This window comes from Marinomonas sp. TI.3.20, from assembly GCF_038155025.1.
Lineage (GTDB): Bacteria > Pseudomonadota > Gammaproteobacteria > Pseudomonadales > Marinomonadaceae > Marinomonas > Marinomonas flavescens.
The window spans coordinates 108822-124589 of the sequence record NZ_JBAKAS010000003.1; the positions used below are offsets into that span (position 1 = coordinate 108822).

15 protein-coding genes are annotated in these 15768 nt (G+C 42.1%); 7 read left to right on the top strand and 8 right to left on the bottom strand.

Annotation, left to right across the window (positions count from 1 at the left end; translation table 11 throughout):
* Positions 1–27: 27 nt before the first annotated feature.
* Positions 28–1551, top strand: coding sequence for a DUF3612 domain-containing protein (locus V6259_RS04695; protein WP_341583508.1), 1524 nt, complete (start codon positions 28–30; stop codon positions 1549–1551).
* Positions 1552–1644: 93 nt separating this feature from the next.
* Here the strand turns inward: V6259_RS04695 and V6259_RS04700 are convergent, their stop codons facing one another.
* Positions 1645–1845: a DeoR family transcriptional regulator gene (locus tag V6259_RS04700; protein ID WP_341583509.1), complete on the bottom strand. Its 201-nt coding sequence runs from the start codon at positions 1843–1845 to the stop codon at positions 1645–1647.
* Entirely contained in the window at positions 1845–3026 is a 1182-nt protein-coding gene (locus V6259_RS04705; protein ID WP_341583510.1) for an MFS transporter, read from the bottom strand. The genes V6259_RS04700 and V6259_RS04705 overlap by 1 nt, the downstream gene beginning before the upstream one ends.
* 102 nt (positions 3027–3128) lie before the next feature.
* On the opposite strand from V6259_RS04705, the gene V6259_RS04710 reads away from it, so the two are divergent.
* The 3 genes from V6259_RS04710 (at position 3129) to V6259_RS04720 (ending at position 6062) form a co-directional block, all read left to right on the top strand.
* On the top strand, positions 3129–4151 hold the full coding sequence (locus V6259_RS04710) for an AraC family transcriptional regulator (protein ID WP_341583511.1): 1023 nt from the start codon (positions 3129–3131) through the stop codon (positions 4149–4151).
* A 180-nt stretch (positions 4152–4331) separates the two neighbouring features.
* A complete protein-coding gene (locus V6259_RS04715; protein ID WP_341583512.1) occupies positions 4332–5546 on the top strand; it encodes a phosphoribosyltransferase family protein in 1215 nt (404 codons plus the stop codon).
* A gap of 60 nt (positions 5547–5606) precedes the next feature.
* On the top strand, positions 5607–6062 hold the full coding sequence (locus V6259_RS04720) for a MarR family winged helix-turn-helix transcriptional regulator (RefSeq protein WP_133011975.1): 456 nt from the start codon (positions 5607–5609) through the stop codon (positions 6060–6062).
* Between the two features lie 80 nt (positions 6063–6142).
* Here the strand turns inward: V6259_RS04720 and V6259_RS04725 are convergent, their stop codons facing one another.
* Both V6259_RS04725 and V6259_RS04730 read right to left on the bottom strand, forming a co-directional pair.
* Positions 6143–6910, bottom strand: a complete 768-nt coding sequence (locus V6259_RS04725) for an alpha/beta fold hydrolase (RefSeq protein ID WP_133012069.1) — start codon at positions 6908–6910, stop codon at positions 6143–6145.
* Between the two features lie 501 nt (positions 6911–7411).
* Complete coding sequence (locus V6259_RS04730; RefSeq protein ID WP_341583513.1) at positions 7412–7996, bottom strand: hypothetical protein; 585 nt, start codon at positions 7994–7996, stop codon at positions 7412–7414.
* Between the two features lie 413 nt (positions 7997–8409).
* Between V6259_RS04730 and V6259_RS04735 the strand changes: the two genes are divergently transcribed.
* Both V6259_RS04735 and V6259_RS04740 read left to right on the top strand, forming a co-directional pair.
* On the top strand, positions 8410–9588 hold the full coding sequence (locus V6259_RS04735; protein WP_341583514.1) for an MFS transporter: 1179 nt from the start codon (positions 8410–8412) through the stop codon (positions 9586–9588).
* A gap of 51 nt (positions 9589–9639) precedes the next feature.
* Positions 9640–10605: an alpha/beta hydrolase gene (locus V6259_RS04740; protein WP_341583515.1), complete on the top strand. Its 966-nt coding sequence runs from the start codon at positions 9640–9642 to the stop codon at positions 10603–10605.
* On the opposite strand, the gene gss is transcribed toward V6259_RS04740, so the two are convergent.
* A complete protein-coding gene (gene gss / locus V6259_RS04745) occupies positions 10602–12518 on the bottom strand; it encodes a bifunctional glutathionylspermidine amidase/synthase (protein WP_341583516.1) in 1917 nt (638 codons plus the stop codon). The genes V6259_RS04740 and gss overlap by 4 nt on opposite strands.
* Positions 12519–12818: 300 nt before the next feature.
* Here gss and V6259_RS04750 point away from each other — a divergent pair, with 300 nt between their 5' ends.
* The gene (locus tag V6259_RS04750; protein ID WP_341583517.1) at positions 12819–13928 is read left to right on the top strand and encodes a TQO small subunit DoxD; all 1110 of its coding nucleotides are present in this window, start codon (positions 12819–12821) and stop codon (positions 13926–13928) included.
* Between the two features lie 84 nt (positions 13929–14012).
* Here the strand turns inward: V6259_RS04750 and V6259_RS04755 are convergent, their stop codons facing one another.
* The 3 genes from V6259_RS04755 to V6259_RS04765 form a co-directional block, all read right to left on the bottom strand.
* Complete coding sequence (locus V6259_RS04755) at positions 14013–14630, bottom strand: hypothetical protein (protein WP_341583518.1); 618 nt, start codon at positions 14628–14630, stop codon at positions 14013–14015.
* A 53-nt stretch (positions 14631–14683) separates the two neighbouring features.
* Positions 14684–15076: an SH3 domain-containing protein gene (locus V6259_RS04760; RefSeq protein ID WP_341583520.1), complete on the bottom strand. Its 393-nt coding sequence runs from the start codon at positions 15074–15076 to the stop codon at positions 14684–14686.
* A 64-nt stretch (positions 15077–15140) separates the two neighbouring features.
* Positions 15141–15725 carry a DUF938 domain-containing protein gene (locus V6259_RS04765; RefSeq protein ID WP_341583521.1) on the bottom strand — a complete coding sequence of 195 codons (585 nt, stop codon included), beginning with the start codon at positions 15723–15725 and terminating at the stop codon, positions 15141–15143.
* Positions 15726–15768: the final 43 nt, after the last annotated feature.

Consider the following 15768-nt stretch of genomic DNA (forward strand, 5'->3'; position numbering starts at 1 on the left):
GAATTACACAGTGTAAATTTTACAAAAATGAAAAATAAAAATAGCCTTATCCGTAAAGCCCATTTTTTGGGTACCAAGATCCGCAACCTCAGAAAACGCAACCGTTTGACGATGGAAGACCTGTCTGCCAGATGCGTAAAAGTGAACGCGGAATACGCGCCGTCTGTCTCTTATTTGTCTATGATAGAGAGGGGGAAACGCGTTCCCAGTGAAGACGTCCTGGAGATTATTGCCAGTGTTTTCCAGAAAAACATTGAATGGTTTCTAGACGACATTCCTGAAGAAGACGCGATTGTTCCGCAAAAAGGCTCTGGTGGCGGCCTTAATGGTATGGCCCTTGAGCCGAATTTCTTATTTTCAAAAGAAATTCTGCAAATTGCCATTCCTGAAATGCTTTCCCAAACCGGTACTAGTGGTCGTCAATTCGCTCACCTTTTGATCCGCGCTCACCAAGAACACCACCAAAATCATTTTCCTGATTTAGAACGCGCTGCTGAAGAAGTTGGCCAAAAACGCCTGCCTCTCAGCCTTGATGAGATAGTGGCGATTACTAAGCAGATGGGCTTACAAATCAAGTGGTTCCGCAAAACACCATTGTCAGTACTAGAAAGCATGGGGATCAACGAACAACATGTGGTGACCTCGTTCTTTGAGCCACCTAATCAGATCTACATTAATCAGATCATGAAATCACAACCCCAGCGGCTAAAGTACAATCTTGCGGTGCACATTGGCCATGCAGTGCTACATGACAAAGATGGCATGAGAAACGTATTGGTTACAGGGCGCAATGAAATATCCCCGCTACAAGCACCTCATTCACGAGCGCAAACTTCGGGTATGGACGCGCAAGATATTCTCTACGCTTGGCGGGATTTTGAATGCAGTTTTTTTGCGGGTGCACTGCTGTGCCCAAAAGTACCTTTCCGGCAGTTGCTTGACCGAAATGGTTACGAAATCAATACAGCAAAACTGGCTGGCGTCTCAGAGTCTGTTGCCATGCGTCGAATGACAGCGGTATCGCCTTATCCACACTGGCATTATTTTGACGCCTTCGCTCCAGGAAAACTCAAAGCCGTATACCGTGGTAATGGCATTCCCTTACCATGGGGAAACATGAGTTTGGTAGAAGACCCTTGCCAGAATTGGGCGGTATTTCGCATGATTACTGCGCCAACTACGGGCACATCGGCGCAAATTTCTATCCTAAATGTCGGCGACGAACCTCGCATTTATGCCTGCGAATCCATTAAGGTGGAAGACCTAACTGGCAGCAGCCATGTGTTATGTTCTGGTATTGATTTAAACCCTGCAATTGAAGCTCAAGGCAAAGACGCCATTGCGATTGCTCAAGAACTAAAACACGCTTGCTTCAGTGGTGGCGGCACATCGGCTATCCCTAGCGCGATGAAAAAAGACCTCATGAGCGTAGCAAAAATACTCAACATCAATTGGGTAGAACGCGGCATCGAGAACGACGCTAGGCTTATTTGCCCCCGCGGTTCAGTTTGCCCAAGAACCCCAAGCTGCTATAAACCTTGTGGTGGCTAAGTGCTTGAGCGCCGCGTTTAGTGCACCCAATTAACTTCGCGTTTAGTGCAACCCATTAACTTTTTTAACTTTAAGTAACAGCAAATAGACGAGTTATTCGCTTGTTACTAAGGTTAGGTTCTCTTGAGTTTGCGTCAATAAACCCAATTGCTCTAGAGCGATTAGATCTTTTTGTATCACCTTGTTAGGAAGCATAAAACGCTGCCCTAGCATGCTCGTCGTAAGTGAGTCATCCAGAGCCAACAGCAGTAGTATTTTTTGTTGTCGTTGCGTGTTTTCATCCACTCTATTCATCACAGCCCCTTATTCAGTACGACAGGCACGATTCGATACGCTCTCAATCGCTCGGTAGTAAACAAGATAATTGCGCCTAGAAGCAGTAAAATAATGGGGAAAGAAACAAAGCCAACCAAATTGGCGACCACGCCTAACAAAGGAGGAACCGCCATAATTCCCATGTAAGCCACCGCCATTGATAAACTAATTATGGCTTGCGATGCCGCTGAACCAAAGCGCTTAGGGGTCATATGTATGGTATTAGGGTAAATAGGCGCACAGCCTAGACCAATTAAAATTAAACCGAACTTCGCCCACATTGCTGATAAGGTCAACACCAGCATGATGCAGCCCAATAAGATCCCAATTACCCCCAAGCGAACCAAGGTTTCTTCTGGCATTTTTTCCGTTATCGCACCACACAAAAAGCGCCCTAAGGTAATACCCATGTAGTACATAGCCACCCAAAATGCCGCATCGCCCGCAGTAATACTGCGCTGCGTGGTTAAGAAGCTGGCAGCCCACAGCCCAGTGCCGGATTCTATCGCGCAATAACAAAAAAACATCATCAACTGGAGCCACACGCCATTCTTTTTTAGCACCGCCATATTGCCCACAAAAGGCGGACTGACATCGGCTTCACTCGCGGTTTTGAAGAGCATTTTTTTCCACAAGGGTAAGGCGCTAAACAGCACAATAACCAAGGAAAATTGCGTAATGGCAATGATTTCATAGCCATCTCGCCAGCCATTTTGAAAGGTTAAATAGTGCGCCATAATAAGTGGACCAGTCATCGCCCCTACGCCCCAAAACGAATGCAAGTAGTTCATATGCTTCGCCTTAAAATGCACCGCAACAAAATTATTTAGCGCAGCGTCCACCGCGCCACCGCCGACTCCCAGCGGTATCGCCAACAGCGCCAAAACCCACGAGTGTTCCGCAAGACTAAAACCTATTAAAGCGATCGCCGTCAGTAATACGCTGAGCGCAACAAGTTTTCCTATTCCCATATAATGGATCATTCGTGTTGCCAACAGGCTCGACATCACAGTACCGGCACTGATAATCAGCGCCACAACCCCGGCAAATTCAGGCGACGCATTCAACACTTCCCCCATCACAGGCCATGAAGCGCCCAATACCGCATCCGGCAACCCCAGGCTAATAAACGCCAAATAAATCACACACAGCAACAACATATAAACTCGACTCAATTCTATTTTTTAAAACAATACCGCCTGATCTCTTTTGTTTATAGGTATATACTCGCTAAAAATACAACGATTCTACCAAGATCCTTTATGCAAATTTATAAAATTGAAACTGAAGACAATGGCCGTGAACGGACGATTCATGGCAGCTATGATTTTCCGTGCGCTTCTTACGATGAACGCTTTTCAGAATTTTTTGGCGGGGAAGTTGCTTGGCATTGGCACGATGAGATTGAAATTGTCTTGGTAGCAGAAGGCGCGACCAAGGTAGAAAGTATTGAGTCGTGTGAAATTCTTCACGCTGGCGAAATGATTTTGGTGAACGCCAATACCTTGCATAAATTAACCAATCATGGGGAGGAAGACTGTCGCATACTTAATGTGGTCTTTAATCCACAATGGCTTGGTGGTTCTAATCTCGGACTTGTTTATAAAAAACACATGTTGCCGATCATTAACAATAAATCGCTCCTGCTTTATAAATTCCACACATACTGTCAGGACGCCGAAAGCTCGCCTAACAGCGACTCGAATACCGGTCAAACATGGCATCAGCAGGCGATTGACGAATTAGCTTCTGCTTTTGATGTCTGGGAGTCTCAACGCACGGATCGTGAGTTTTATATGACCATAGCGCTGCTGAAATTTTGGCATTTATTTTCCAGCCAAGCCCTCATGCAATCACATGACAGTGGCTCAGCACAGTTGTCCTCAGCGCAAGGACTTATGCTGCAACCATCAGAATCGACTGCACACCGCCCTCTCACGACACAAGCAAAAGAAAAGCGAGTACAGTCTTTGCTTCAATTTATTCACCGCCATTATAAGGAGCGTCTATCTATTGCAGACATCAGTTACGCGGCAAACATCAGCGAAAGTGAGTGCTATCGGACCTTTCGAGACGCTTTAAAATCTACCCCAAACCACTACTTACTAGAGCACAGATTGCGCCAATCTCTACCGCTGCTTACAGAAACCAACCAGTCAATCGCCAACGTTGCTTATGAAGTCGGTTTCAACTGCTCTGCTTACTTTGCTAAAAAATTCAAAATTGCCTTTCAAATGACACCCAAACAGTTTAGGAAAAAACACCAAAAGACGAAGACAGAATGACTTCTGAACGCGAGCGGGAGTGAAAAATTGGAGACGATTCGAGTCTTTTTTGAGAATAAGAATCAGTTATTAATTATCTCGTCACTAATATACGATTTATCTCCATCGACCCTATCGCAATAAGCCGACAAGTATTAAAATTGGCTTCATCCCCATACCCCCTCTAGTTAAGGATCTTTCATGACTTTGTCGACCGGTCAGCCAGCTAACGTTGTAGTCGTTAGTAACTCTTCCGATAATCCATTTGCTATTGATATCGCCTATGCTATGGGCCAATACGATGACATTGCTGACTTGATCAGCATGAAGCAATTCATGAACTCTGAGTTTTGCCCGCGATTCATTTCTGACGAGACAGATTTTGAAAATATAGGCCGTAAACTAAAAGGCAAGTCTGTCATTATTGTCAGTACTGGCAGCCATGTGAAAACTCGCCAAGAGCTTGCGATGTCGAATTTCATTATCGCCAGAGCAGCGAAAGAAAACGGCGCCGCCCGTGTCATCCTAGTAGAACCTGATCTTTTCTACAGCGCACAAGATCGTGGTCCTCACAAAAGCTTAGGCGAAACCAGTTTTGATCGTGATGTAAAAGACATTAAGAAGTTCGATGGCCAACCCTTCACTGCTAAGCTTTACGCGCAAATGCTCAAACTGTCTGGCGTCGACACCGTCATGACGATCCATAATCACTCTGATTCAGTACAAAAGATATTCAACGAAGTTTTTGAAGGCGATTTCCATAATCTAATCCCTTATGAAATTTACGCTCACTACTTGCTGAACTCAGACATTTTGCACTACGGCAAAGATGGCGAAGGCTTAGTACTTTGTGCTCCTGATAAAGGCGCCCGAGACTTTGTTAAAGAAATGTACAACACGCTTGGTTTGAGTAAAGCAAAATTCATCATGCTCGACAAAGAGCGCACTGATGAACGCAAAGTAGAAATAACACTGCACAAAGAAAGTGAGCACACCTTTGATGGACTAGATGGCGCCAGCATTATCTTGTTTGATGACATGGTTCGCACCGGTTCTACCGTGGTTAAATCTTGTCAGTTTTTACAACAAATTAATCCACAACGTATGGTATTCGCTGTTTCGCATTTTTATGCCAGCGATGAAGGCCGCGAACGTATGGCGCATCCTGCGTTAGGTGAAATTCTAACGCTAAATACGCTACCCACTATTTTGAACCGTGACGAGCAAGGTCGTTTGCGCAAAAAAATGGTCGTGCTAAAAGTGGAAAAATGGCTCGCACAAGAGTTGTGCAGTATTCTTGACTTACCTCAAGCGCCAGAAGCAAATCCCTATAAAATAGATATGTCGTCTAAAAACCCTCGTTTCAAACGCAAAATTTGGTTCAGTGAAGAACTGACTGAACTAAAACCAAAATAGATCAGTTTTACCACTCTGCTACCTTCCCTTCGCAGAGTGGTTATTACTTAAGGTTTTTTTATGGATTCGTACGTCACAGATAAAGAAGGTCTCCTCAAGCTTGAAGATCAGCTTTGTTTTGCTCTGTACTCAGCCTCAAGGGCCATTACGAAGCAATACAAAGTCTTATTGAAAGAAATAGGCGTCACCTACCCTCAATATTTAGCACTTATGGTGTTATGGCAAAAGGATGGCATTTTGATTCAAGAACTGGCCAGTGCTCTTGAGCTAGAATCTGCGACGACAACCCCATTGGTACAAAGGCTAGAAAAACTTGAGTTAGTTAAGAGACAAAGAAGCGCGGAAGATGAAAGGCGTGTTCATATTTTTTTAACCGACAAAGGACGTCAACAGCATCAAAAAGCATTAGAGATTCCTCATGCACTAGGCTGCGCAACAGGCTTAAATGAAGAGAGAGCCACTCTGCTGATTAATGAAATGAAAAGCATTAAAAGCTTTATCGATGGATCAAGATAACCTGTCTGTTGAAAGCAAAAAAAGGTAAAAACGAACCTGTCGTTTTTACCTTTTTTTATGCTTTTATTATTGCTTGTACGCTATTTAATGTGAGCAGCGCTTAAGATAACATCTGCCACTTCTCGCGGTTTTACGAGCATAGAAACATGGCTTGTTGGTAGTTCAACCGTAGTCGCCTGTATCTTTTTAGCCTGTCCTCGTAGCACATCAGGTGCAATCATCTGATCGTTACTTGATACGATAAACCAACTTGGTTTGGTTTCCCACGCAGCTTTTGTAATACGCTGATCTAGCGTTCTTTTATGTAACTTACCTTGACCAATGGCAATCAGGCGAGCTTCTTCCACAGGTAAATCAGATGCAAAGTAATTGATTACCGTTTCTTCTGATAACTCTAAAAATCCTTCTTTATCTACTTGAGGATGAGAAAAGCCAGGTACCGTAGGTATTTTTTGAACTGCATGTGCTTCATGTAAAATATCGTGCAAGTTTTGCGCGGTAGAAGGCGCAAATGCAGAAACATAAACCAGCGATTGTACTTTCTCATCCACGCCCGCTTCTGTAATAACAACGCCTCCCCAAGAGTGCCCTACTAAAACAACAGGCCCTTCTGCTTGTGCAATAGCGCGTTTAGTAAAAGCAACATCATCATCTAATGAAGTCAAAGGATTCTGTACAGAAATAACCTGCAAACCTTCTGCTCGTAATAATGGAATCACTTTATTCCATGAAGATCCATCAGCAAACGCACCATGTACCAATACAACGGTTTTCGCTTTTTGCATTTCTGCTAATGCTTGAGGAGAAGAAAATGCTAGGACAATAGCAAATAGACTAGTTAATAACATGAAGGGGGTTTTCATCTTGGGTGCTCTGGTTAGTTGATTGAAACCAGATATTAGTTCGCGCACTAATTATTAGCAAGCTATTTAATTTTATTGATTTATTTCACTCTTGTTTAATCTCCTTGAAAAAGGTTTGTTTTTTGTTCAAAAAACACTATGCGGAAGCTAAAAAAAGATCTTCAATAGGAAAAGGAGAAAGCAAAGGCTTGAAGAAAATAAAGAAAATAATCCTTTATAAACAAAGAGTTGCATATTTATAGAAGTCGCTTTGAATGGTTTTTAAGATTGGGGGATAACAACGTAGAATGCAGGATAAAGATCAGAAAATTCTTGACGTAACATCAGAGCTTTATATCGGTTCAACATACTCTAAAATGTAACCAAACAGTTTAAAATAAAAAATAGCAGACAAAAAACGTGCAATAAAATAATACTCAATGCTAGCTTCCAACAGCATAAGATCAATTTATTACACGTTTTTAAGAAAAATCAGCGTAGGTAGCGTTAAGAGCGAAAAGTCAGCAGCAGAATATCCTTTACCTTGCGATTAATATCGATATTTGCCGTATCAAAATCTTCTTTTGTCACCTTATACAAAAGTGGCTGAATGGCTCGCAATTTCTTAATCGCCTGTGGGTCTTCTGTTAACAACACTGCCACATAGGAAAAAGCATCATAATAAGTAGGCACATTTTTACGCAACGCATTTAGGTATGAATCAACAGACTCTTCACCAAACACTTGCTTGATCGCCATGATAGCGCCATAAACCACAGTACCTTCGCACAATGATGTACTTTGATGATCTTTCTCGCTCGCTGGAAATAAGCCTCGTACCATTTCTTGGATCACATCCGCCAACAACATTACGTCATTGGTAAAGCTGCGCACAGGCATCTGGATCTTGTATTGGTATGGTGCTTTATCATTCTCAAACAAGGCCATGGGCTTTGCTGAGTCTGCGTTCATTTCAAAACCAACAAACTCCGCTTCTGGTGCTGCCTCGCCAAATAAAAACTCAACCGCTGGCAACCAAGCAGTTCTTAATTTTTCTAATTTATTAACCTGTACAGATTGAGCGTCGGACACAACCTTTTCCTTCTAAATACTTTCAATAATGTCAGCACGCGACTTAGTTCGCCAGCACGCTTTAGGTAGCCGAAACCTTAACACACTGAAGAAATTTGAGCAGTGAAAAATCCACAACTAATAAGGATCAAACTCATTAATAGCCTTGATACAAATCACATTGATAGCAACTGTCAATAACGGCCACTTTCATTTACATATAGAGCATCGGGACTCACTCCCTATTGATTATTTTGAAATAAAAAACGCTAATAGAAATTCATACCAAGTAAATATAATTGACTTTGACAACATTAAGGCGTAATTAAATAACGCTCTAATAAGTACAAAAATCAACCAATCTAGCTAGTATTTTTACTCATTAGCTTCTTAGAGACCATAAATCTCTATTGCAATCCAACAAGGTCATTCACATGAAAAAGTATTTAATCGAGGGAATCTTATTCCTTACTTACGTGCTGTTTGCATTTGCATGGGCAGGCTCAAGTATAATGAGCCCAGAAATCATGAAAACGTTTGATACTGGAGGCCTAACAATGATTGCAATGGCGACCAACATGATTGCTATTGCTAAAATTGTGGGCAATATTTTCGCCGCTTGGTTTCTTGTAAAGCTAGGACCTAAAAACGTATTTACGATGGCCTCTATTTTAGTCATTCTTGGCGGTATGGGGGCGTTTGCCTCCAGCTACAATCTGTACTTACTTTCTCGCTTAATACTTGGTTTTGGTGGCGCATTGGTCTTAGTTGTTACCGCACCAATCGTAATGAACACTTTTAAAGAGCCCAAAAGCCGTATGGTTGCAAATGCGTTAAACGCAGATGCATTTAATACTGGGAATTTAATCGCCGTTTTAGGTGTTGGCGCACTTATGACTCTCGCGGGTAGTTGGCAAACCACTATGCTAACAATGGCTGGTTTAAGTGCGATAGCAATGCTTGTATGGTTATTTGTTGGCACCAATTTCGACATAACAAAAAAAGACGATGGTACATCTGCTCGTGGCTATACGATGAAAGAAGGCCTTAAAGAAAAGTTTAATTGGACAATCGCAATCGGCTATTCTGGCCTCCTTTTCTGCTACATATCAGTATTTACTCTATTTCCTAATATTCCAGGTTTTGCTATTGAATCTAAATACCTCAGCTCTATCATGATTGCGGGTGGAATGATTGGAACCACGGTTGGCGTATTTGTCGTCCCAAAATTTATCCCTCAGCGTGTTAAAGCTTTACGTTGGTTTGGCCTAGGTATTACTGCTTTTGCTGCAATAGCGGTAACAACCAGTATTCCTAGTTTAGCGATGGCGGCTGGATTAATGTGTGGCGTGTGCATGTTCTCACCAATGAGTTCTTTGCTTACCATGATGCAAGAACAATCGGACACTTTCCCTGCTCGAGTAGCCATCGCTGCTGGTATTTTTTGGTCTGCAGCCTATGTGCTTGAAATGATCTATATGACGATAGCAACCAGTATTGCAGATTCAATGAACAATCCATTAGTCGCTGCATTTATCGCCGTGGGTATGTCGAGTACTATTTTCTTATCTAGCTTCTTCCTAAAAGAAACTAACAACAAGCAAACTAATTAAAGCAAAGGATAACCCCAGGTATTCTTGGGTTTTCATTTGGAGTGATTCATTATGCGTAGAGTAAGTCCAAAATTACAATCTTGGCTCAATAATTTAAACAATATCACCATACCTACTCTGCTTGAAAATGGCTTTAAGCCAACGCCTATCAACGCCAGAGAGGGATTAGCCAACTTAACTAAAGTTTTTATCACTGATATTCAAAATGTCGCTCGCATCACAGATGATATAGTAAAAAATGATGAGTATGACGTACCAATACGAATCTATAACCCTGTTCCGGAGCACCCCCTACCCATTCTTATTTTTTGTCATGGTGGTGGTCATATGTCAGGGTCAGTCACCGTTTATGACCCTATTTGTCGAAAGCTCGCCAATGCCACCCAGCACATTGTTGTATCAATAGAATATAGACTGGCTCCAGAATGCCGTTACCCAGCAGGCATAAACGACGCCTATGCCGTCACTAAAAATATTTATGACACCTTAGACAATGCTGGTATTCAATACATCTCAACATTATCTCTAATCGGCGATTCTGGCGGCGGCGCAATGGTAGCAACCGTGGCGGCCAAAGCACAATTTGATGACCTAGTGTCTATTAACAAGCAAATTCTGATCTACCCTAGTCTAGATTACACTATGTCTTGCCCATCAATAGAGCAGAATGCGGAAGGCTATTTACTACAAAAAGATAAGATCGCTTGGTATTTTGATCACTATTTTCATAAAGTGGATAATCGTAAAAAAGCCTCCCCCTTACACTGTAACTTTACCTGTAACTTACCTAACACCTTAGTATTTACTGCCGAATTCTGTCCACTTAGAGACGAAGGAATGCAATATGTCCAAAAGGTGTTAGACAACGGAGGGCATGCTGAACACATTCATTTTAGTGACATGATCCATACTTTTCTCAATATGGAAAATCTCGTTCCTGAAGAATGCAATTCAGTTTATCGATCGATCACAACATTTTTGCATCAAAGTGATAATCAAAAAACTACAGCGAACTAAGAATTGTCGTTGGGCTCGCCCCCTAATAAATTATTATATTCCACGACTCGCAGCGGCATTAAGTCGCTGTCTTTGGTGATCACTAGCGACGGATCCACACGAATACAACTGCCGGCAAAATGTCCACCTACGGAAAAAGTACAGATCTGTGATTTATACCCTTCAATGTCTGGTAGCTTCCAAAGCGCTTGATATATTTGATCTTGGTGCGAAAACCGCCCTTCAGTTTCTTCCATTAAGATTTCACTGCCATCATATAGGCTGATGTTAAATCCACATCGACCAGCGATTGGTTTACTTACATAACCTGTTTCTTGTAGCTCTTCGGTGAGTTCGAACGAAGAATTCAACAAGTAAGGATGGTTAGGAAACAAACTCCACAGCACGGGTAAAATGGCTTTATTACTGGGGATTAAAGTCCAAAGTGGTTCATACACCATCACCCCTTCGCGCAATAACACATCCACCAAACGCGGAGCGACACTGCGAGGAACATCCGTTTTGTACTCACGTAAACGTTGCTCATCATCGTCGCATTCAGAACGAATCTGATCCAATGCGGTTTCCCACGCCCACGTTTTCCATACCCAACGAATCTTGTTTCCCTCAGGGTCAACCACATCACCATCAGTGTCCCAGGTTAAACCCGCCACTCCTTTAATTACCTTACAAACGATGCCAGCTCGCTCTATCGCTTTTTTCATAAACAACGCATGATAATTCTCTTCTAAATCAGTGTCTTGCATAATATGAAGCACACTGTCCACGTCGCTGTGTTGCCACGCATCAATCAAATTTTCTACTAATGCCGTCGCTGAGCTTTTACCATCATGACAGCCATAATGCTTGGCCCATTTATCTTGAACCAAACCAGCTTCCATATAACAAGACGCCGAATCACAATTGTATTCGTACACTTTAATACCGCGTGCCGACATACTAAAATCAAAGCGCCCAGTGATCATTTGATTCCGACGATTATCCCAAGATTGATGAATCTTCGGCCACAAGGCCTGTGGAATATTAAAATTTGCCAACAACTCATCGTTTTGCAACACATGATTCGTTGCGTGCATAAACAACGCATGCAGCTCATTCGTTGCCCGTTTCAGCTCCCGCTCTGCTGTTTCCGACATCACCATATAGCGATAATCGTCTTCTGGACGACTGGCTAACTTATGCCCGCCCATCATATCGACAAATGCCTCTTCATCTGGGTTCGCTACGTTTAACCAAGCTCTAGACGCTTGCCCTTTATTCAGAACATGCCGTAATGTCAAATCAAAGAGCGCAGGGTCGTCTGGTTCAATTCGTTCGGCATACGTATCGTCATCGGTTTGAATAACCCAACCTAAAATAGACGCATCACCATAAGAGCAACGAAGCCAATAGCCACCATCATCACTAATTCGCGCAGGCAATTCTCGAGAATAATTCTGACCTTTAGGCCATACCTGATGACCCACATTCTGCTCTACCAAGCGCAGTTTGTCTGAGTATACTTCAGTAACGATCGCCACATGCCCAGTGACTTCAAACTCTCCACCCTCGCTCCAAATCAATAACGCCCCTACTTCAGGATGACGTAAAGAACCATTACGAAACGACTTCAACGGCAAACGACTTCCATCGGCTAAAACACGCACAGACGTTAAACGAAAAATATCATACGCCATCGCCACATCATCAAAAATGTAACCGCGATTCAGATACCACCAACGCCGTACGAATTCTACGCATTGCCACTTATGCCCCATGTATACGCCATCAACATAATGACGATACGCATTTCGATTGGGCAATTCCGTTTCGTCGGCAGAATCATAATCTGAAGAATAGACAGGGACATTGCCTGGTGCCATTCCTAATAAAGTGCCAAATTTAGCCACCGAACCCGTTGAATCAAAAGTCATATTCGTCCTTAGATCAGAACAAGTAACAGCACAGAACGTGCCGAATAAAGAGAAGAAAAAAACACATAAAAACAACACTTGATCTATGCAATATAGATCAAGTGTTCAGTATCAACAACCGCTAATTCAAAGAGTTTAATTAGGTGATTTATAGATCAAAAATGACATTCAATATAAACGCAACATTAATTGACTTATTCAACAAAAATCAGAGAAATGCAAAGATATAGCATAAATTATTATTCTCATTTATGAACCTCATTATTCTTGATAACGATCAATATAAATAGTTCTAAGGTTATGTCTAATACGTCTAAATCAACTCACTTTGAAGGCTTCGGTATGGAATATGTAGATCAGAAAAAAACCGATGGGAACCTATTACTATCCCCTGCATTTTGGCAAATGGCAGGATTAATGGCCCTAGCAGTACGCCTAATCACTGGTTGGATTTATTGGGGTGGCGCTAGCCGTCGACTTATCTACGCACCGTTGAAACTCGATCCAACATCCCATGCTTATCTAGCAAATAAATTAGTACACGCAGCACCTGGAATGGCCTTTGACCTGTCCGGTGTTATGTACTGGTTATTGGCTCATGGCACGCTATTGTACATTTCTATTATCTTTTTCACCTTAGTTGAACTTGTTGTCGGTGTCGGCTTAATCATTGGTTTTGCAACACGCCTTATGTCGCTTATCAGCATTGGATTGGCCTGTACCTTAATGGTCATTTTCGGTTGGATGGGAACCACCTGCTTAGACGAATGGACAATGGCCGCCTTTGGGTTTGCAACCGCATCAGTCACTTTAATTACTGGCGGCGGAAAATACTCCGTCGATCAGTTATTTCAAAGCAAATTTGAGAAAAACAACATGAATTGGGCACGCTGGTTAACCAGTGGTCCGTTACCATTATCCATGCCTCAATTAGTAAAATTTTCGGTCATCATGGGCGGCTTATCCATCCTCTTTACCGTCGCTTTTTATGGCTACAACTTTGGCGCACTCGTTACCCCATTAGGCAAACGAATCGACAACGCAAATCATTACGTCGCGCTTTCTCAAGCTAAAATAGATGGCAATAAGATAGACGTAAACAGCTACATCAATGCGGGTCCAGACACTCAAGGGGCTTACATTACTCAAGTCACTGTGATGCAAAACAACCAAGCCATAGCAACTTACCCTGCGACGTCATTAAAAGACCCTACCGCCGTCACGATTAACAACCAATTTGCTCCTTGGTCTACCTGTAAAGCCATGCCATACGCAGTTCGCTGCCAGCTAGGTTCAAAAGCAACATGGTCATTCACACTACCTAAAGACAGCAGTCTAAACGCTGCTCAACCTATTACCTTGCAGTTTAGTAACGTAGAAGGAAAAATCTTTAAAACCACAATTAAGTAATCGCGCTATACAACGAAAATTAGACAATAAAAAGACCTTGTAGAATAATGTCTACAAGGTCTTTTTTGTCCGATTAAATAGCGACTATTCCCAACCGCTTTTAGTGGCAGTCATGTGCGCAGAAACATTAAAAGTAGAGTGATCGAAGAAGATTTTAAAGTTGACGCGCTTACTCATAGGATCAACCTGGTGGCCATTAATAAACAGGTCTCCTTTCTCACAGTAAGTTATATTGAAAGGCAGGCTTGGCACCTCTGACCCAGTAGAACCACTATTCGTTAACATTAATCGCGAAACGCCACCTAGAGATATAGTCACAGGAGCGATGTATGGATTTTCATACGTTAAATCATCGTCATCAGCAACATTGATATCACTTAGATCAACACTCGCAAAAGCATCATGCGTTTTTGTGGTTTCACGCGCCTTCATTCTCTCTAATAAAGCCATTTTCATCGCAATCAGTTTATAAATATTCGCCGCGAGCTTCTTCTTATCAGCGTCTCTCTTTCCTTTCGTGAACGCCATATAAGAGATATCTGAAGGCAAAATAGTCTGACAAGTTCGTTGATGAATTTCCGCAATCAGAGTTGCTTCAATCCTTGTTAACTCTGAGGTTTTACGCTGAAGTAAATCTTCAGCCTGAACCGAAGAAGACATCATACAAATTAGCGCAAAAGAGACCGCGGTTTTAGAAAACATGATTAGTCCTTTATATCAAATAACGCAATAAAAAGCGTTTTACACCGCCCTATTTAAAAATTCACACAACTACGAAAAGTACCTACATTATTTGGGCTAAAAGAACACAAAAGCCCACCCCATTGATAACCCACTACACCCGTTTGAGTACGAATTTTGAACCAGTGGTAACCATTTCTAAACTCCTTTACACGCTCTAAAATCTCTAACTTATCGCCTGCTTTTAAAGATAATAACCGAGGAGAATCTATCGTCGCAGCACTACGCACCACACCACCATAAGACAATCCTTTCGCATTCACTTCTTGGCGCTGGCTACTTTCTGATTCAGCCAATTTAGTTTGTAATTGCTCAACCTTGTCTTGTAGCGCTTTTACTTCTTGAGTGTTCGTCGTACAACCACTAAGAATGACAACAAAAATACTTAACCAATATTTATACTTCATCGCTGATCCTGTGCATGATAATGAAACGGGGGCTTTTGTGTTTATTGTAAAATAACAGGGGAATTTAAAGTACTTTCCAGACTAACAAAAAGTTATTGGCAGGCATTGGTATTTGTTCTATTAATGTCATACCAGCGGCCCACTCAACTAACTCTTCTACATCACGAATACCGCCACAACCACTTTGTTGCAAATGATGATCGAAATCTCGATTGCCTTCGCTGGTGTATTTTCCATTTACATTCATAGGCCCATATTGGCAAAACACACCACCTGATTTTAGCTGAGAAACGATGGTTTCCATCATCAACTTTGCCTCATCACGCTGCATAATGTGCGTCGTATTAGCCGTGAAGACCGCATCTATATCTAACTCTGGCCAGTCATTTTTACCAAAATGAAAAGTAATAGGAGCAACCAGATTGCTCAAATTAGCGTCCTCCATCCAAGCCTGAATACTGCCATGATAATCGAGCATATCACTGGTATTCCAAAGCAAATGGGGCAAATGTTTAGCAAAAAACACCGCATGTTGACCTGTACCAGAACCTATCTCAAGCACTTGGTGACTGTGCTTAAAATAGACTGAAAGCTGATCAAGAATAGGTTGCTGGTTTCTATCGCAAGATGGAGAAAAAGCTTTTGTCATATTGTTTGTCATAAAAAGTGTGTACCAAAATACTCTATGGATG